At 71.1% G+C, this 16826-nt stretch carries 21 protein-coding genes; 11 read left to right on the top strand and 10 right to left on the bottom strand.

Annotated elements, in window-relative coordinates; all coding sequences use genetic code 11:
* Positions 1-172 precede the first annotated feature (172 nt).
* A complete protein-coding gene (locus tag MUY22_RS04820) occupies positions 173-1111 on the top strand; it encodes a cytochrome P450 (protein ID WP_247057477.1) in 939 nt (312 codons plus the stop codon).
* A gap of 279 nt (positions 1112-1390) precedes the next feature.
* Here MUY22_RS04820 and MUY22_RS04815 read toward each other — a convergent pair whose 3' ends face one another.
* Entirely contained in the window at positions 1391-1852 is a 462-nt protein-coding gene (locus MUY22_RS04815; protein WP_247057475.1) for an Rv3235 family protein, read from the bottom strand.
* A 211-nt stretch (positions 1853-2063) separates the two neighbouring features.
* Between MUY22_RS04815 and MUY22_RS04810 the strand changes: the two genes are divergently transcribed.
* The gene (locus MUY22_RS04810) at positions 2064-2438 is read left to right on the top strand and encodes an HAD-IA family hydrolase (protein ID WP_247063642.1); all 375 of its coding nucleotides are present in this window, start codon (positions 2064-2066) and stop codon (positions 2436-2438) included.
* Between the two features lie 4 nt (positions 2439-2442).
* On the opposite strand, the gene MUY22_RS04805 is transcribed toward MUY22_RS04810, so the two are convergent.
* Complete coding sequence (locus MUY22_RS04805; protein WP_247057473.1) at positions 2443-3204, bottom strand: RNA methyltransferase; 762 nt, start codon at positions 3202-3204, stop codon at positions 2443-2445.
* A 34-nt stretch (positions 3205-3238) separates the two neighbouring features.
* Between MUY22_RS04805 and MUY22_RS04800 the strand changes: the two genes are divergently transcribed.
* Positions 3239-4645, top strand: coding sequence for a wax ester/triacylglycerol synthase family O-acyltransferase (locus MUY22_RS04800; RefSeq protein WP_247057470.1), 1407 nt, complete (start codon positions 3239-3241; stop codon positions 4643-4645).
* Complete coding sequence (locus MUY22_RS04795; RefSeq protein ID WP_247057468.1) at positions 4642-5133, top strand: hypothetical protein; 492 nt, start codon at positions 4642-4644, stop codon at positions 5131-5133. The genes MUY22_RS04800 and MUY22_RS04795 overlap by 4 nt, the downstream gene beginning before the upstream one ends.
* A 463-nt stretch (positions 5134-5596) precedes the next feature.
* Here MUY22_RS04795 and MUY22_RS04790 read toward each other — a convergent pair whose 3' ends face one another.
* The 4 genes from MUY22_RS04790 to rsgA form a co-directional block, all read right to left on the bottom strand.
* Positions 5597-6460, bottom strand: a complete 864-nt coding sequence (locus MUY22_RS04790; RefSeq protein ID WP_247057466.1) for an NAD(P)-dependent oxidoreductase — start codon at positions 6458-6460, stop codon at positions 5597-5599.
* A gap of 51 nt (positions 6461-6511) precedes the next feature.
* Positions 6512-7297 (bottom strand): hypothetical protein, encoded by a 786-nt coding sequence (locus tag MUY22_RS04785; protein ID WP_247057464.1) that lies wholly within the window; start codon positions 7295-7297, stop codon positions 6512-6514.
* Positions 7298-7366: 69 nt separating this feature from the next.
* Entirely contained in the window at positions 7367-8254 is an 888-nt protein-coding gene (locus tag MUY22_RS04780; RefSeq protein WP_247057462.1) for a hypothetical protein, read from the bottom strand.
* A 102-nt stretch (positions 8255-8356) separates the two neighbouring features.
* The gene (gene rsgA, locus MUY22_RS04775) at positions 8357-9379 is read right to left on the bottom strand and encodes a ribosome small subunit-dependent GTPase A (RefSeq protein WP_247057460.1); all 1023 of its coding nucleotides are present in this window, start codon (positions 9377-9379) and stop codon (positions 8357-8359) included.
* Between the two features lie 114 nt (positions 9380-9493).
* On the opposite strand from rsgA, the gene MUY22_RS04770 reads away from it, so the two are divergent.
* The 3 genes from MUY22_RS04770 to MUY22_RS04760 all read left to right on the top strand — a co-directional run bounded on the left by MUY22_RS04770 (position 9494) and on the right by MUY22_RS04760 (position 11187).
* Positions 9494-10252, top strand: coding sequence for an SOS response-associated peptidase (locus tag MUY22_RS04770; RefSeq protein ID WP_247057459.1), 759 nt, complete (start codon positions 9494-9496; stop codon positions 10250-10252).
* Complete coding sequence (locus MUY22_RS04765; RefSeq protein ID WP_247057457.1) at positions 10249-10857, top strand: alpha/beta family hydrolase; 609 nt, start codon at positions 10249-10251, stop codon at positions 10855-10857. The genes MUY22_RS04770 and MUY22_RS04765 overlap by 4 nt, the downstream gene beginning before the upstream one ends.
* Before the next feature lie 87 nt (positions 10858-10944).
* Positions 10945-11187, top strand: coding sequence for a hypothetical protein (locus tag MUY22_RS04760; RefSeq protein ID WP_247057455.1), 243 nt, complete (start codon positions 10945-10947; stop codon positions 11185-11187).
* A 4-nt stretch (positions 11188-11191) separates the two neighbouring features.
* Here the strand turns inward: MUY22_RS04760 and ybaK are convergent, their stop codons facing one another.
* Positions 11192-11668, bottom strand: coding sequence for a Cys-tRNA(Pro) deacylase (gene ybaK, locus MUY22_RS04755; RefSeq protein ID WP_247057453.1), 477 nt, complete (start codon positions 11666-11668; stop codon positions 11192-11194).
* Between the two features lie 194 nt (positions 11669-11862).
* Here ybaK and MUY22_RS04750 point away from each other — a divergent pair, with 194 nt between their 5' ends.
* Positions 11863-12498, top strand: coding sequence for a sigma-70 family RNA polymerase sigma factor (locus MUY22_RS04750; RefSeq protein WP_247057451.1), 636 nt, complete (start codon positions 11863-11865; stop codon positions 12496-12498).
* Entirely contained in the window at positions 12495-12815 is a 321-nt protein-coding gene (gene rsrA, locus MUY22_RS04745; RefSeq protein WP_247057449.1) for a mycothiol system anti-sigma-R factor, read from the top strand. Before MUY22_RS04750 ends, rsrA begins: the two co-directional genes overlap by 4 nt.
* Positions 12816-12882: 67 nt before the next feature.
* On the opposite strand, the gene MUY22_RS49695 is transcribed toward rsrA, so the two are convergent.
* Positions 12883-12957 carry a 50S ribosomal protein bL37 gene (locus MUY22_RS49695; protein WP_371827656.1) on the bottom strand — a complete coding sequence of 25 codons (75 nt, stop codon included), beginning with the start codon at positions 12955-12957 and terminating at the stop codon, positions 12883-12885.
* A 138-nt stretch (positions 12958-13095) separates the two neighbouring features.
* Between MUY22_RS49695 and MUY22_RS04740 the strand changes: the two genes are divergently transcribed.
* Positions 13096-13308: a biotin/lipoyl-binding carrier protein gene (locus MUY22_RS04740; RefSeq protein ID WP_247057447.1), complete on the top strand. Its 213-nt coding sequence runs from the start codon at positions 13096-13098 to the stop codon at positions 13306-13308.
* A 2-nt stretch (positions 13309-13310) separates the two neighbouring features.
* Positions 13311-14831, top strand: coding sequence for a sensor histidine kinase (locus MUY22_RS04735; protein WP_247057445.1), 1521 nt, complete (start codon positions 13311-13313; stop codon positions 14829-14831).
* Positions 14832-15248: 417 nt separating this feature from the next.
* Here MUY22_RS04735 and MUY22_RS04730 read toward each other — a convergent pair whose 3' ends face one another.
* Positions 15249-15503: a WhiB family transcriptional regulator gene (locus MUY22_RS04730; RefSeq protein WP_247057443.1), complete on the bottom strand. Its 255-nt coding sequence runs from the start codon at positions 15501-15503 to the stop codon at positions 15249-15251.
* A 274-nt stretch (positions 15504-15777) separates the two neighbouring features.
* Positions 15778-16704: a diacylglycerol kinase family protein gene (locus tag MUY22_RS04725; RefSeq protein WP_247057441.1), complete on the bottom strand. Its 927-nt coding sequence runs from the start codon at positions 16702-16704 to the stop codon at positions 15778-15780.
* Positions 16705-16826 lie beyond the last annotated feature (122 nt).

The raw sequence follows: 16826 nt of genomic DNA, 5'->3' as shown, positions 1-16826 counted from the left end.
ACTACCGGCGGTGGCGCGAGCGGCTGCCGGTCGCGCTCCTGGCCGAGGGGATGTTAGCGGCCTCGCCGAAGCCACGCAGGTCCTGCGCGACCCGGCGTTCGGGCACCCCGAACCGGAGTACCTGGACCCGGCGGACCGGCGGCCGGACCAGCCGGTCGACGAGTCGGGACGCGTGGTCCGGGCGTTCCTGTCGCTGAACCCGCCCGACCACACGCGGCTGCGGCGGCTGGTGGCGAAGGCGTTCACGCCGCGGATGGTCGAGCGGCTGGCGCCACGGATCGACGCGATCACCGCCGACCTGATCGACCGCGCGCCGCGCGAGTTCGACCTGATGACGGCGCTCGCGAAGCCGTTGCCGGTCGAGGTGATCGCCGAACTGCTCGGCGTCCCGCTGGACGACCGCGAGCAGTTCGCGGAGTGGTCGCACGCGATGGCGCGGGCGCTGGACCCGCCGTTCCTGCAGAGCCCCGAGACGGTCGAACCGGCGATCCGGGCGCGCCAGTCCTTCATCGCGTACTTCCGCGAGCTGGCCGCGAAACGGCGGAGCGAGCCGGGGGAGGATCTCCTGTCCGCGCTGGTGGCGGTGTCCGACGCGGGCGACGTCCTCAGCGAGGGCGAGCTCCTGGTGACGCTCACGCTCCTGCTCATCGCCGGCCACGAGACGACGACGAACCTGATCGGCAACGGCGTGCTGGCGCTGCTCCGCCACGACGGCCTCGGGCCGGCCGCGGCGGCGCCGGACCGGGTGGTCGAAGAGGTGCTGCGCTACGACTCGCCGGTCCAGCTGACCTCGCGGACGGCGGTGCGCGACACGACGCTCGGCGCGCTGCCGGTCCCGGCGGGCAGCCAGGCGATCGTGCTGATCGGCGCGGCCAACCGCGACCCGGCGAGCGGCCCGGAGACGTTCGACCCGGCCCGGGCGCCGGGCAAGCACCTGGCGTTCGGCCAGGGCATCCACTTCTGCCTCGGCGCGCCACTGGCCCGGCTCGAAGCCCGCGTCGTGTTCCGTGAGCTGGCCCGCCGCCGCCCGGACCTGGCGCTGAACGGCACCCCGGCCTGGAACCCGACGACCACCCTGCGCGGCCTGGCGACTCTGCCGGTCCGGTCGTGAGCGGCGAAGAGGGTCAGGACCCGAACCACCACTCACGACCGTCCCGCCAGGACTAGGCCCGGTCCGGTCGTGAGTGGCGAAGAGGGCCAGCCCCCGAACCACCACTCACGACCGTCCTGCCGGGATCAGGTCCGGTCCGGCCGGCTGCGACCGTCGAGGCGAAACAGCCCGGTCGGCTGAACGACGCAAGCGACCGTCGAGACGGGACTGTCCCGACCGGCCGCTCACGACTGTCGCGCTGGGACGGTCCCGGCGGGGCTCGTGCCGTGCCCGCCCGCTTCACGCCGCTGCCCGCTGGGGCGGGTGGTCCAGCCGCCTCGGTTTCAGCAGCGCGAACCGCACGCACTGCCACCCCGTCGTGGTGCGGGTGAAGCGGGCCGCCAGCGCGAACGACCGGCCGTCGGCCTCCACCCGGGCGCACGCCTCGATCACACCCGCCACCGGGTTGCACGTGTGGACGGTGTGCGTCCGGTGCCGCGGCTGCGGCAGTCGTGGCCCGCTCAGCCCGGCGTACACCTCCGGCGCCACCAGGCCCCGGATCTGCGGCACCGGACGACGGCCGTCGTAGGCCTCCAGCAGCATGTTCAGCAGGTGGCCCACTTCGGACGCCTCGAGCTGCCGCGACGCCGGCCAGCGCGCGCCGGCCCGGCGGTGCTCCTCCGGTGTCACGGCCGCGAGCCGTTCGGCCCGGCGGGGCGCCTCGTAGCGGATCAGCGTTCTCAGGCGATGTTCCTCGGTCATTTCCTCCCCTCCCGGTCGCGGCATTTCGCCGCTTCCGCAGGCTTAGAGGGACGCGCGGCCCGAATCGCGTCAGGAATCGCACGATTCGGGGGAGAATCGCCGAAGCGATGGCTTCGCCGGTTACCGTGCGCTAGGGGCACATCGCATTGTCGGACTCCGAGAGACAGCGCCCCGTTACCCGGCTATGGTGTGCCGGGTGCTGAAGGGGTTATTGGTCGATTTCGCCGGAGTTCTCACCGATCCCGACGCCGACCGCTTCTACGAATACCTGATGACCGCGCGCAAGCGGGGCGTCCGTACCGCGTTGCTGTCCAACGCACCCGGGGCGTCGGAGCAGGTCAAGAAAACCATGTTCGACTATTTCGACGCGCTGGTGTTCTCCGGCGAGGTCGGCGTGGCCAAACCGGATCCGGCGGTCTACCTGATCGCGGCGGACCGGCTGGCCCTGCCCGCCGTGCACTGTGCGTTCGTCGACGACTCCGCAGCGAACATCTTCGGCGCCGTCGAAGCGGGCATGGTCGGGGTGCACCACCGGTCGGTCGGGGAAACGCTCGCCGAACTCGGTGTGCTGTTCCCCGATCAGTGAACGATCAACGCGCGCGGCGGACCAGTTCGAAGGAAAGCACCGCCGCGGCGGCCGAGACATTGAGCGACTCGACGTCACCCGGCATCGGGATCGACACCCATTCGGTGACGAGCTCGCCGACGTCCGCGCCGACGCCGTCCGTTTCGCCGCCGAGCACGAAAGCCGCGCGCTGCGTCAGGGTTACGTCGAACAATGCGGTCTTCGAGGACGCGCCCAGCGCGTAGATGCCGTAGCCCGCTTCGGTCAGCATTTCGGCCGCCTCGCGCGCGGAGCCGCAGCGCAGCACCGGGGCGCGGAACGCGACCCCGGCCGAAGCCTTGACCACCAGCGGGTCCAGCGCCGCGACGCCGCGGCGCGGCACGATCACGCCGTCGAGCCCGGCCGCGGTCGCGGTGCGCAGGATCATGCCGACGTTCGCCGGGGTCGTGATGCCGTCCAGCAGCAGCACCCGCGACGGCGGCTGCCGGTCCTCCAGCGCCGAGGCCAGCGCGCGCATCCGCGGCGCGACGACGTCGGCGAGCACGCCCTGGTCCTGCTTGCCGTTGCCGGCGAGCACCTTGACGCGGTGGGCGCTGGCGCGCTGCACCGGCACGCCCGCGTCCTTGGCCGCGCGCTGGATCTCGGCCGCGCCCGGCCCGCGGGCGGTGTCGGCGAGGATCACCTTGTCCACGCGCAGGCCGCCGTCCGCCAGTGCCTCGAGCACCGGCTTCCGGCCGTACACGGTCAGGAAGCGGTCTTTCGGCGAGACAGTCGACTCATCACCCACACCGGGCAGTCTCGCATTGTGTAAGGATCGGCCCATGCCCGACCGCCTTTCCGCGCTGGACGCCTCGTTCCTCTACGTCGAGGACCACGCGACCCCGATGCACGTCGGCGGCGTGGCGATCTTCGAGCGGCCACGTTCCGGGTTCAGCTACGCGCAGCTGCTCGACCTCGTCGGGGCGCGGCTGGCGTACCTGCCGCGGTACCGGCAGCGCGTCGCGGAGGTGCCGGGGCACCTGGCGCGGCCGGTGTGGGTGGACGACGTCGACTTCGACCTGAACTACCACGTCCGGCGCTCGGCACTGCCCCAGCCGGGCCGCGACGACCAGCTGTTCGACCTGGTGGCGCGGCTGATGTCGCGGCGGCTGGCGCCGGAGCGGCCGCTCTGGGAGGCGTACTTCATCGAGGGCCTGTCCGGCGACCGGATCGCGCTGGTCACCAAGACCCACCAGTCCGTTGTGGACGGTATCGGCACGATCGAGCTCGGCCAGCTCATCCTCGACCCGACCCCGGCCGAGCCGGAGCCGTTCGAGGACATCTGGACGCCGCGGCGCGAACCGAGCCGCACCCAGCTGGTGCTCGACGCGGTCAGCGAGGGCGTCCAGCGGCCGGCCGAGGTCGTCGAGAACGTCCGGTCGGCGGCGAACGACGCCGTCGCGGCGGCCGGGAAGTTCGCCGAGACCGTCGGTGGCGTGGCGTCGGCGCTGCGCACGCTGGTCAACCCGGCGCCGCCGGGACCGCTGAACGTCCGGGTGTCCGGCGGGCGCGTGTTCTCGGTGGTCCGCACGCGGCTCGAGGACTTCCGCAAGATCCGCGCGGAGCACGGCGGCACGGTCAACGACGTCGTCCTCGCGGCCATCACCGGCGCGTTGCGCGAGTGGCTGCTGTCGCGCGAGGAGACGCTGACCCCCGACGCGACGGTGCGGGCACTGGCACCGATGGCGGTGCGCGACGCCGAGACGGCGGAGTACTCGACGCCGGGCCTGGTCGGCAACCAGGTGGCCGCGTACCTGGTGGACCTGCCGGTGGGCGAGCCCAACCCGGTGCTGCGGCTGCAGCACATCGGGCACGCGATGACCGAGCACCTCGACTCGGGCCGGTCGGTCGCCGCGCGCGGGTTGCTCAAGGTCGGCGGTTTCGCCCCGGCTACCCTGCATTCCCTCGGCGCGCGTGCGGCGGGGTCGTTGTCGGGGCGGATCTTCAACGTCATGGTGACCAACTCGCCGGGCCCGCAGGTGCCGATGTACGCGGGAGAGGCGAGACTGGTCGAGATGTTCCCGGTGATGCCGCTGATGCGCACCCAGGCGCTGGCGATCGGGGTGACGTCGTACCACGGCGGCGTCTACTTCGGACTCAACGGCGACCGCAAGGCCGCGTTCGACGTCGACCTGCTGGCCGGGATGATCGAAGAATCCTTGGAAGAGCTGAAGGGTGCGCACTGGTGAGGGTCTATCTGCCTGCGACCATCGCGATGCTTCGCGACTTGGAAGCGTCGGGGGAGTTCCGCGCGCGCAACGGGACGGCGTTCGCGCTGACCCCGGCGCTGCGCGAGACGTACGTGAGCGGGTCGGACGAGGAGCTCGAGTACGCGGCGCTCCTGGACGCGGCCCGCGCTTCGCTGCGCCTGATCGCGGCGGAGGAGAAGGGCGAGCCCCGCCGGGTGGTGGTGTCGGCGGACGTCGAGGGCATCACGTTGCGCCCGGACCTGGATGCCCCGGTGGTCCGCATCGGCGGCCCGATCCCACTGTCGGCGGTGGCGGCGGTCCACGTGGACAGCCCGGAGGCGGCGGACGCGGTCTCCGCGGCGGCGGGCGTGATCGACGCGGCGGACCTGGGAGACCTGGACGCGGAGTTCATCCTGGGCGACGCCGAGGATCACGAGCTGGCTTGGTACGCGCCGCAGGAGCTGCCGTTCCTGCTGGAACTGCTCTGAGCTGTCGGGCTTGAGCTGGCTGGCTCGACCTGTGCGGGTTGAGCTGGCGGGTCGAGTTGCCCGGCTCGGTCTGTGCGGCGCGAGCCGTCCGGCTCGAAGTTGTCCAGGTCGAGTTGCCCGGCTTGACCTGTGCGGTTGAGCTGTCGGGCTTGGGCAGTTCAGCTTGAGCTGTTCGGGTCGAGTTGCCGGCTTGAATCGGGAAGCTCAAATTCGTCGGGCTTGAGCTGTCCGGCGACGACCGACGCGGCCCGAGTTATCCGGCTCGACCTGCGCAGCAGGAGTTGTCCACAGGCTTGTGTGCATGTGGACAACTTCCGCGCCAAGTCGCTGATCTGGGGTTTCCGTCAGGGTGGGCCGATAGACTGGACCTGGGCACGCCCCCCAGGGATCGGGTGGGGGCCGGTCTTCGCCGGCCCGGGCCCGAACCCCTCAGCGCGGCTCGATCGTCAGCGCGTCCCGAACCTCAGCGCGGCTCGAACCACTCCGGGCCCGGCTCCGGCAGCTCGCACCGCCAGCCCGTCGCGTCCGCCAGCTTCCGTGAGACCACCCGCTGCGACCGGGCCATCGGTTCCGCCAGCGACAGTCGCGATGCCAGCCACTTCGGCACCGTCCGGGCCCTCCGGACCCCCGCCGCGTCGGCCATGACCCGGCCCAGGCGCTCCTTCGGCACCGGCGTCGCCCCGACGTTGTAGATCCCCGAAGGCGCCCCCAGCGAAGCCACCGCGCCCGCCGCCGCGTCGGTCGGGTGGATCGCCGTCGTCCAGTCCTTTCGGGAGCCCAGGACGAGCGGCGACAGCAGCGCGCCCGCCCCCACCAGGTTCGCGATACGCAGCCTGATCACCGTCCGGCCCGAAGCCTCCAACGCCGCCACGTTTCCGTGCGCCCGCACCGAAGACGCCGTCACGCCCCGTGGCGATATGGGCGCCTCTTCGTCCAGTTCGTGGTCGCCGCCGTCCGCGTAGACGAACGAAATGCCCTCCTGGACCACGGTCCGCAGCTCGTCCACCTGCCGCACCGCCGCCGCCAACGTCGCGCTGCCCGCCAGCCGGACGTGGTCGTTCTCCGCCCAAGCCGCCTTCCGGGTCATCTCGCGTGGGCTCGGGATGCGCGTCGCGAGGTTCAGGACCGCGTCGTGGCCCCGCAACGCCGTGGCCAGTGACGTCTCGTCGAACAGGTCGCCCAGCACCGGCTTTGCGCCCGTCTCTTCGACCGCCGGCACGCGATCCGCGCCGCGGGCCAGCCCGCTCACCTCGTGGCCGGCCTCCAGCAGCCGCGCCACCGCCGGGACGCCCAGTACGCCCGTCGCCCCGATCACCATCACCCGCATGTCCTGACTCCCTTCGTCCCCGCCTGGACGAGGCGGTCGGCGGGAACGTGACTACGGTGTGAGCGTCCCCACCTGGTCCGGCGGCGGTGCCTGGACGTCGCCCGGGCCGCCCCACTCCGTGTAGCGGGTCGTGATCTTCGCGCTGGAGCCGGGGGAACCACCCTGGCCCGCCAGGATCGGCGACAGGTCCAGCACGATCTGCAGCGGCCGGTGGGTGTCGTCCAGCCACAGCTCGACCGGGAACTTGCCGCCCAGCTGCGCCACCTCGTCCGCGGCCAGACCCGCGGGCAGGTCCGCGCCGAGCTTCGCCAGGTCGAGGTCGACGCGGTAGTGCTCCGCGGCCACCCCGCCGAGATCGCTGCGCTCGGCCGAGACGATCGTGCCCGCCGCCGCGACTTCGCCCAGCGTGTGCGCCGGGTCGTTCTGGGCCGCCAGCTGCCCGAGGCTGCCGCCGAGCACCTGGGAGAACGGGTCGGTGCCGTCCGGCGCGACCACGACCCACGGCTTGGCCGTGCCGACCTGGTCGCGCGAGCCCTCCGGCACCTTCGCGTACAGCTTCCCGGCCACCAGCCGCAGCTCCATCGGCTCGCCGATGAAGTCGGTCGTCATCACCTGGGACGTCCCGCCGGCGCCGAACCGCGCCTGGCCCTGGCCCTTCGACCGGACCGAGCCGACGGCGACGTCCGTGGCGAACTTCGCCGACCCGCCGCTCGTGGTGGCCGCCGTCGCGGCGTCGGCCAGCGCGCGGGCGTCGGTGAACGTGGGTGGCGGTGAAGCCGAGCTGTCGCACGCGCCGGCGAGCAGGGCGAGCAGCAGCACGACTGCGGCTTTGCGCATGCGCCAACCAAAACACAGCGGCTCCCCCGAACCCGTTCGGGGGAGCCGCTGGTCACCCACGGTCGCTGGTCAGCGGCCGCCCTTGAGCAGCTCGCCGAGGTCGGCCACCTGGTCCGCGGGCGGGGCCGCGACGTCGACCTGGGTGCCCCAGTCGGTGTACTTCATCGTGAACTTCGAGCCGTCCGCGCTGGGCACGCCCATGGCCTGCATCAGCGGGCCCTGGTCCATCGTGACCTGCACCGGCAGGTTGTCCTTGTCCAGCCAGAACTCGGCCGGGATCTTGACGTCCTTGCCCTTGAGCGACTCCGCGACCTTCGCGCGGCTCGCCTCCGGCATGGACTTCGTGAACTCGTCGATGGACTTGGCGACGTCCATCTCGACGACGTAGTGGTTGACCTTCTGGCCGTTCAGCTCGGTCTGGTCCGACGAGACGATCCGGCCGGTCTTCGAGACCTGGTCGAGGATCTTGCTCGGGTCGCTCTGCTCAGCGGACTGCGAGCTGCTGCCCAGCATCTGCGAGAACGGGTCGTCGCCGCCCGGCGCGAACTTGATCCACTCCTTGCCCGCACCGAGCTGCTTGGCCTGCTCGGCGGGCATCTTGATGTAGAACGCGCCGTCGACGATCCGGATCTCGCTCTGCTGACCGGCGGCGTTGGACGTCATCGACATCTTGGTGTTCGCGCCGTCGAAGCTCATCGCACCCGAGGCGGTCATCGACTGGCCGCCGACCGAGCTCTCCATGGTGAACTTCGCGGACTTCGACTTCTCGGTGCCCTGCTTGGACGCCGAAGCGAGCTGGATGGCGTCGGTGAACGGCGACGCGAGGCCGCTGCCGCCGTCGGCCTGGGACTGGTTGCTGCCCGCGGCGGCCGGCTCGGCGGTGCCGGAGTTGCCGCTGCACGCCGTCAGCGTGAGCACCAGCGCGGCGCCCGCGGCGACCAGGGTGGTCTTGCGCATCGAAATCCCCTCAGGAGTTGGATCTTCCGCTCGGCATATCGCCTGATCGGGTGATTGGTTACCGATGTGACGATGACGGTGCGGAGCCGGTTCCCGGTTGTCTCAGGATTCCGTGGGGCGGGTCACATCGAGGCCGCCGCGCGAGGCCAGCAGGCGTCGCAGGGACGCGAGCCGGTCGGCCCCCGCCTGGCCGTCGGTGACGACGTCGTCGAGCGCGCAGTCCGGGTCCTCCGGCGGCCCGAGGTGGCCGCAGCCCGACGGGCACTCCTCGGCGGCCGCGGCGAACTCCTCGAAGGCGTCGACGATGTCGTCCGCGGTCACGTGGGCCAGCCCGAACGAGCGGACGCCCGGGGTGTCGATCACCCAGCCGCCGTCCGGCAGCGGGAGCGCCACCGCGGCGACGGACGTGTGCCGCCCCTTGCCGACCCCGCTCACCACGCCGACGGCCAGGTCGGCGTCCGGCACCAGGCGGTTGACCAGGGTGGACTTGCCGACGCCGGAGTGCCCGACCAGCGCCGTCACGTGGTCCTTGAGCATCTCGGCGAGGCCTTCGGGCGTTTCGTCGTGCCGGGAGACGATCGCCGGGATGTCGAGGCCCGCGTAGCTCGCGAGGAGCTCGTCCGGGCTGGCGAGGTCGGCCTTCGTCAGGCACAGCACCGGCTCGACGCCGCCCGCGTAGCAGGCGACGATGCAGCGGTCGATGAACCCGCTGCGCGGCGGCGGGTCGGCGAGCGCGGTGACAATCAGCAGCCGTTCGGCGTTGGCCACGACCAGCCGCTCGAACGGGTCGGTGTCGTCGGCTGTGCGCAGCAGGGAGCTGCTGCGCGCGTCGACGCGGATGATGCGCGCGAGGGTGTCGGGCTTGCCGGAGACGTCGCCGACCACCCCGACCCGGTCGCCGACCACCACCGGCGTGCGGCCCATCTCCCGGGCGCGCATCGTGGTGATCACCCGGCCGGGGTCGGCGTCGATCGCGCAGGTCCAGCGGCCGCGGTCCTTGCCGATGACCATCGCGGAGACGGCGTCGGCGTGCTCGGGACGGCGCTTGCTGCGGGGGCGGGTGCCCTTGCCGGGGCGGACTCGGACGTCGGACTCGTCCAGCTTGCTCCAGTCGTTGCTCGCCAAACCGTCCGCCTTCCTGTGCACCGGTGCCCCGAATGATCCCATGCCGCTCGCCAGGGCCCTGGCCTGCGTGTAACGATGGCGTCCCGGACGCTCGAAGCACGAGGGAGGTCGGCCATGTGCGGCCGTTACGCCGCCACGAAGGACCCGGCGAAGCTGATCGAGGAGTTCGAGGCGATCGACCTCACCGAAGGGCGGGCGCGGACCGACCACAACGTGGCGCCGACGAAGAACGTCGTCACCGTCGTGCAGCGGCACCCGCGTGACGACGAGGGCCAGGTCCTCGAGGACGAGCCCGCCGAGCGCTCGCTGCGGCTGATGAAGTGGGGTCTGGTGCCGTTCTGGGCCAAGGACCCGTCCGTCGGCTCGCGGATGATCAACACGCGCGCGGAGACGGCCGCCGAGAAGCCGGCGTTCCGCCGCGCGCTGGTGTCCCGCCGCTGCCTGGTGCCCGCCGATGGCTGGTTCGAGTGGCGCCGCACCGGCAAGGAGAAGGAGCCGTTCTACATGACCGGCCCGAGCGACGCGTCGCTCACGTTCGGCGGGATCTGGGAGAGCTGGCACCCGAAGGACGACGACAACGCGGCGCCGCTGATCACGTTCTCGATCATCACGACCGACGCCGCCGGGCAGCTCACCGACGTCCACCACCGGATGCCGCTGATCGTGCCCCAGACCCACTGGGACGGCTGGCTGGACCCGGACCGCGACGACGTCACCGACCTGCTGGTGCCCACGCCCGACGACATCGTCGCGTCGCTGGAGCTGCGGCCGGTGTCGAGCCTGGTCAACAACGTCCGCAACAACGGACCCGAGCTGCTCGACCGCGTCGACCCGCAGCACGAAGCCGCCCTCTTCGACGCGCCGAAGTCATGACGGCCCTGCCGATCGAGACCGCGCACGGCCCGGCCCGGGTCTACCTGCACTGCGCCGAGGAAGGCGTGGCGGTCCTGATGCTGGGCCACGGCGCGGGCGGCGGCATCGGCGCGAAGGACCTGGTGGCGGTGACGCGCGCGGCGACGGCGGCCGGGGTGCACGTGGCGCTGGTCGAGCAGCCGTACAAGGTGGCGGGCCGCCGCGCGCCGGCCCCGGCGAACCAGCTGGACGCGGCGTGGCTGACGATCGCCGACGAGCTGTCGGAGCGCTTCGACGGCCTCCCGTTCGTCTTCGGCGGCCGGTCGTCGGGAGCCCGGGTGGCCTGCCGGACGGCGTCGGCGGGCCAGGCCGTGGCGGTGCTGTGCCTGGCGTTCCCCGAGCACCCGCCGGGCAAGCCGGAGAAGACCCGCCAGCCGGAGTTCGACGCGGTGGAGGTCCCGACTCTGGTGATCCAGGGCGAGCGCGACCCGTTCGGCCGCCCGAAGCCGGGGCCGCACCAGGAGCTGGTCCTGGTGGACGGCGACCACAGCCTGGGCAAGGACCTGGAGAAGGTCTCCCGGGCGGCGACGGAGTGGCTGTCGCGGGTGCTGCGCCCGCTGGCCTGAAACCTTCCCGAGGACGACTTCGATGGTTCCGGGCATGAGTGGTAACCCGCACGACGAACTTCGGCGCACTCTGCAGATCGTGAGCGAGTGGATCCGGACGGCCGGTACGAAGGCGGGAGCTGCCTTGGCCGTCGACGGCGCGCTGCTGGCGGTCGCGGCGACCCGGCCGCCTTCGGTTCGGCCGCCGAGTACCGGGCCGTCGCGCTCACCACGTTCACCGACCCTGATGAGCCGGCCAAGCAGCTCACCCAGCACATCCGGATGTTCTCCCAGGCGGCCGTGCGCGAGTACCAGCTCGTGATCCGGGCGATCTGGCTGTTGCTGCCGTAGCAGGTCAGGCCGCGATCGGGGCCACCACCGCGCCGGTCAGCCGGATCAGCTCCCCGGGTGCCAGCTCCACTTCCAGCCCTCGCCGGCCGGCCGAGCAGAACACCGTCTCGAACTTCTCCGCCGAAGCGTCGATCACCACCGGCAGCCGGCTTCGGTGCCCCAACGGCGAGATCCCGCCCAGCACGTAACCAGTGGCCCGCTGGGCCGCCGCCGGGTCGGCCATCTTCGCCTTCTTGCCGCCCGCCGCGGCCGCCAGGCCCTTCAGGTCCAGCTGGCCGGTGACCGGGACCACGCCCACCGTCAGCTTGCCGTCGACCTCCGCCACCAGGGTCTTGAACACCCGGGCCCGGTCCAGGCAGAGGGCCTCCACCGCCTCCAGGCCGTACGACTCGGCGCGCGGGTCGTGGTCGTACGCGTGCAGCGTGTGCGCCACCTTCTGCTTCGTCAGGAGCGCGGTCGCCGGGGTGCCCTTGCCAGCCATGGCACGGAAGTCTAGGGAATGCCCGGGTAGTCCGATCGGTTGTACCGGACGTGACCACAACCCTCGCCACCACACGCTCTCGCAGCAGCCGCCGCCCTGAGGCACCGGCGACCCGCGGCGTGCCCGGCCCCCGCGTAAACTCGACGTCGCCGTATGCGTACACGCGCATCGACGCCGAGCGGGAAGGGAACGGTTTGCCGAGCACGCAGAGTTCAGCGCCGGAAGAAGCGACCGAAGCCGAGCGCGCCGAGCGCTTCGAACGGGACGCCATGCCCCTGCTCGACCAGCTGTACTCGGCCGCGATGCGGATGACCCGCAACCCCGCCGACGCCGAGGACCTGGTCCAGGAGACCTACCTGAAGGCGTACGCCGCCTTCGCGTCCTTCAAGGCCGGCACGAACCTCAAGGCCTGGATGTACCGCATCCTGACCAACACCTACATCAACGGCTACCGCAAGCGGCAGCGGCAGCCGGTGCAGCAGCCCACCGAGGAGATCACGGACTGGCAGATCGCCAAGGCCGAGGCCCACACCTCGAGCGGGCTGCGGTCGGCCGAGGTCGAGGCGATGGACAATCTCCCCGACACCGACGTCAAGGCCGCCCTGCAGAAGCTGCCCGAGGAGTTCCGGCTGGCCGTCTACCTGGCCGACGTCGAGGGCTTCGCCTACAAGGAGATCGCCGAGATCATGGAAACGCCCATCGGCACCGTGATGTCCCGCCTGCACCGCGGGCGCGCCCAGCTGCGTGACCTGCTCGCCGACGTCGCGCGCGAGCGCGGGTTCATCCGCGGCACCAAGGAAGGCGCCAAGGAAGAGGTGGCCGGGCGATGAACGACATGTGCGAGGGCGCGTCCGACAAGGTCCGCTGCGAAGAGGCGCTCGCCGACATCTACCTGCTCCTCGACCGGGAGTGCAGCGCCGAACGTGACGCCGCGCTGCGGCACCACATCGAGGACTGCCCGCCGTGCCTCGAGGAGTACGGCATCGACGAGCACATCAAGCAGCTGCTGGCCCGCAAGTGCGGTGGCGACCACGCCCCCGCCGAGCTCAAGAGCCGGCTGCGCGCGTCGATCCGCCAGACCGTCGCCACGCGCGGCGGCGTGACGGTCGAGCGCACCGAGATCAGCATCGAGCAGCGCTCCGAGTAAACAGCGCCCGAGCACGACGAAGGCCCCCGCGCAGGAGTGCGGGGGCCTTTGCGGTGTCGACGCCGGTTCAGGAGTTGGGCTTACCGCCGTGGTTCGCGCTGTTCTTCTTCCGGCTGCGACGCTTGCGGGCGCGCTTCGACATGTTTACTCCTCGTCGTCAAAAGTGGCCACGGCCGCGGCGCTGGCGCCTGCCGGGCTGGGGGCAACCACTCAAGTGTGTCATGACGTCCCGTTCTGGTTGGATGGGGCTGGTCCGGGTGCCGCGCGAGGAGGGGTGTCGATGGCCGAGATCAGGGCCGAGATGGTCGGCACCGTGCTCCAGGTCGTCGCGGAGCCGGGCGCATCGCTGAACGCGGGTGACACCGTGCTGATCCTGGAGTCGATGAAGATGGAGCTGCCGGCCGTGAGCGAAAAGGCGGGCACGCTGACCAGCCTCGTCGTGGCGAAGGGTGACCGCGTCCAGCAGGGCGTTGTCCTCGGGACGGTCGAGTAACCGTGTCGACGCTCGCCGAACTGCTCGCCGACAACACCGGCCTCCCCGGTGAGGCCGCGGACCACCTCCAGACCGTCGTCGCCGAATGGCAGCTGCTGGCCGACCTGTCCTTCGCGGACTTCCTGCTCTGGGTCCCGGTCAGCGAGGAACTGCAGCCCGACGGCGGCGACTTCGTGTGCGTCGCGCACGCGCGCCCGACGACGGCGCCGACCGCGCACCCCGAGGACGTCGTCGGCACGCGGTTCACGGTCCAGGAGCACCCGCAGCTGGCGAAGGCCATGCGTGACGTGCGGATCTGCCGCGAAGAGGACCCGCACTGGTACCGCGACCTGCCGATGCGGCGGGAGGCGATCCCGGTGACGTTCGCCGGCACCGTCGTCGCCGTGCTGAGCCGCGAGACGAACCTGGCCGCGCCGCGGGTGCCCTCACCGCTGGAGATCGCCTACCTGGGCAGCGCCGGCGACCTGTGCCAGATGATCGTCGACGGCACCTTCCCGCCGAGCGGCACCAACGCGACCGACACGCACACGTCGCCGCGGGTGGGCGACGGGCTGATCCGCCTCGACTCGAGCGGCACGGTCGTGTTCGCCAGCCCGAACGGCCTGTCCGCCTACCACCGGATGGGGCACGAGTCCGACCTGGTCGGCACGCGCCTTGCGCCGTTGACGCGGTCGCTGATCCGCGATCCGTTCGACGCGACCGAGGTGTCGCACCGGATCATCGAAGCCCTCGACGGGAAGCCATCGAGCCGCACCGAGGCCGATTCGCGGCGCGGCGCCGTGGTGCTGTTCCGCGCGCTGCCGCTGCGCCCGGCCGGGCAGGCGGCGGGCGCGCTGGTGCTCGTCCGCGACGTCACCGAGGTGAAACGGCGTGACCGCGCGTTGCTGTCGAAGGACGCGACGATCCGCGAGATCCACCACCGGGTGAAGAACAACCTGCAGACGGTGGCGGCGCTGCTGCGCTTGCAGTCCCGGCGGACGTCGTCGGAGGAGGCGCGGCTCGCGCTGGCCGAGTCGGTGCGCCGGGTGACGTCGATCGCGCTGGTGCACGAGGCGCTGTCCATCTCGGTCGACGAGCGCGTCGACCTCGACAAGCTGCTCGACAACGTGCTGCCGATGGTCGGCGAGGTCGCGACGGCGGAGTCGCAGGTCGGGCTGTCGCGCAAGGGCTCGTTCGGCGTGGTGGTCGCGGAGATCGCGACGCCGCTGGTGATGGTGCTGGCCGAGCTGGTGCAGAACGCGATCGAGCACGCCTTCCCGGCCGGCCGGTCGGGCAAGGTCGAGCTGATCGTAGAACGCTCGGCGCGCTGGCTGGACGTCGTCATCCGCGACAACGGCCGCGGTCTGCCCGCGGGCTTCTCGCTGGAGCGGTCCGATGGCCTGGGCCTGCAGATCGTCCGCACCCTGGTGGAGTCGGAGCTGCGCGGCTCGCTGTCGCTGCGGAAGGTGCGCACGGAGGAGGCGGCGACCCGGGTGACCGGGACGGAAGCCGCGTTGCGGATCCCGCTTTCCCGCCGGCTCTGAATCACGCCTGGTGAATCAGCCGCTTTGAATCAATCGCTTGAATTGACCTTGCCGCTCGATCGGGTGGGTTTCGCGATGATCAACACCGGGCATTTCCCGTCAACGGCGTGATTCTGGGCGTTTCTGGCGTGATCGGGTGCGGATCTCGCGTGATTGAAGGCGTAACTCACGTGATTGGGGGGACGACACGATGACGGCCCGGCACCTGGGTGCAGGTGCCGGGCCGTTCAGCGTCTCGCGGGAGGACTTGAAGTCCTGGTGAGGTTTCACCGCACCCGTTGCCGGGTGGTTTCACCCCACTTGTTAAGCTGGAGCCGGGTAGGTATCACCACAGAAGGCCTGGACACGACAGTGTCAGCCCGGGTGAATTTCCCTGGTGGCTCGGGTGTAGCTTGTGCGATGTAGCCAGATGAAGAGTCAGGCGTTGGTACGCGTGCCGATGTGCGTGCGGCGGCGCTTGACTGCGCGTCGCTCGTCCTCGCTCATGCCGCCCCACACGCCGGCGTCCTGGCCGCTGGCCAGAGCCCAGGCCAAGCAGTCGGAGGCGACGGTGCAACGGTGGCACACGGCCTTGGCCTGACTAACCTGCGACAGAGCAGGACCGCTGGTTCCCACCGGGAAGAACAGCTCGGGGTCCTCGTCTCGGCAGGCCGCGTCGTGGCGCCAGTCCATGTTCGTGAGCTCCTTCATATGACGCGGGAGGGCCGCGCCACAGTCGTCAATGGCGGTCGTCTTTTTGGGTGCTTGTGAATGCTTTCACGAAGCACCGCGTTGGACAAGTGTTTCTTGAAGATCGGTGAGTCAGCTCACCCGGCCGAGCGACACGTCTGACCTGCGGTTTCTCTCCGACACGGCCGCTCGAAGGGAAGGCTGATGCGGTGAGTGGAGCTTCTGCGTCGACGAACGGCAGATTGCACTTTGCCGCAGGCGATCAGCTGTCCCGTCGTCACACGATTACTGTGAGTGCATCCGGGACGCTGAAGAACTCGACCCGGGCCCTCTGGCCGACGAGGTCGCCGTCCACCTGGAAGTTTACCGGTTCAGCAGCGTCGATGCGGATCATCGGCAGGTCGTCGTGACGCACGAGACGTTTGCCCTTTTGGTTGCTCTTCGTAGCCAAAGCACGCCGTACATGCTTGAACACCGTGGGCAACCCCAGACCGTTCAACGCGAACAGACCCAATCCCGTCTCGAACGAGCAACCCGGGTTGAGGTGGATCGGACGCTCGCCCAGGTAGCTCCACGGATCGGTGTTCGACACGAAAGCGGTCAGCGCTTCGGCGGGTTCCTCACCCGGGACGCGGATCGTCAGGGCCGGACGGCCCAGCGGCGGCCGGAAGTAGGAGCGGACGGCGGCCCGCAAGTAGAGCCCGGCCGTCGTCTGCTTGCCCCGGCGCTTCGCGACGCGGCCGACGACGTCGGCGTCCCAGCCGAGGCCGGCGTTGAAGGTGAACCAGTGCCCGTCGGCCAGGCCGAGCCCGACCCGGCGTGAGCGGTCGTTCTCCAGCGCGTTGAGCAGCTGGTGGGTCGCCTCGACGGGATCGGCCGAGATGCCGAGGGCGCGCGCGAACACGTTGGCCGAGCCGCCGGGCACGACACCCAGCGCGGGCACGCGCCCGATTTGCGACGGATCGCCGTCGGCGTCGGCCAGCAGGCCGTTGACGACCTCGTTCACCGTGCCGTCGCCGCCGTGGGCCACGACCAGGTCGATGCCGTCCCGTGCGGCCGAGCGCGCGACGGCCATCGCGTGGCCGCGGTAGTCCGTCTCGACGACGTCGAGCTTGACCTGGCTGGCGAGCGCGTGGGCCAGGACGTCCCGGCCACCGGCGGTGGTCGAGGTGGCCTGGGGGTTCACGACGAGGATTGCGCGCACCACCGCAGGGTAGGTGACGCCTGCCGCCCCCGAGAACCTCTCGGCGGCGCAAGGTGACCGGAAGCACCGGTCCGGCAACGCTCCGAACAGCACCTGTGACCCTGTGCCGGGCGGCCCTCCTT

Origin of the sequence: Amycolatopsis sp. WQ 127309, from assembly GCF_023023025.1 — a bacterium.
Taxonomy (GTDB): Bacteria; Actinomycetota; Actinomycetes; order Mycobacteriales; family Pseudonocardiaceae; genus Amycolatopsis.
This window is presented reverse-complemented; position numbering and strand designations above follow the sequence as displayed.

Bases quoted from the DNA above. Each gene is read 5' to 3' on its own strand.
- MUY22_RS04800 (WP_247057470.1), top strand. From the start codon at position 3,239: ATGCCCGACCGCCTTTCCGCGCTGGACGCCTCGTTCCTCTACGTCGAG.
- MUY22_RS04730 (WP_247057443.1), bottom strand. From the start codon at position 15,503: ATGGACTGGCGCCACGACGCGGCCTGCCGAGACGAGGACCCCGAGCTG.
- rsrA (WP_247057449.1), top strand. From the start codon at position 12,495: ATGAACGACATGTGCGAGGGCGCGTCCGACAAGGTCCGCTGCGAAGAG.
- MUY22_RS04740 (WP_247057447.1), top strand. From the start codon at position 13,096: ATGGCCGAGATCAGGGCCGAGATGGTCGGCACCGTGCTCCAGGTCGTC.
- MUY22_RS04780 (WP_247057462.1), bottom strand. From the start codon at position 8,254: ATGCGCAAGACCACCCTGGTCGCCGCGGGCGCCGCGCTGGTGCTCACG.
- MUY22_RS04815 (WP_247057475.1), bottom strand. From the start codon at position 1,852: ATGACCGAGGAACATCGCCTGAGAACGCTGATCCGCTACGAGGCGCCC.
- ybaK (WP_247057453.1), bottom strand. From the start codon at position 11,668: ATGGCTGGCAAGGGCACCCCGGCGACCGCGCTCCTGACGAAGCAGAAG.
- MUY22_RS04770 (WP_247057459.1), top strand. From the start codon at position 9,494: ATGTGCGGCCGTTACGCCGCCACGAAGGACCCGGCGAAGCTGATCGAG.
- MUY22_RS04785 (WP_247057464.1), bottom strand. From the start codon at position 7,297: ATGCGCAAAGCCGCAGTCGTGCTGCTGCTCGCCCTGCTCGCCGGCGCG.
- MUY22_RS04765 (WP_247057457.1), top strand. From the start codon at position 10,249: ATGACGGCCCTGCCGATCGAGACCGCGCACGGCCCGGCCCGGGTCTAC.
- MUY22_RS04790 (WP_247057466.1), bottom strand. From the start codon at position 6,460: ATGCGGGTGATGGTGATCGGGGCGACGGGCGTACTGGGCGTCCCGGCG.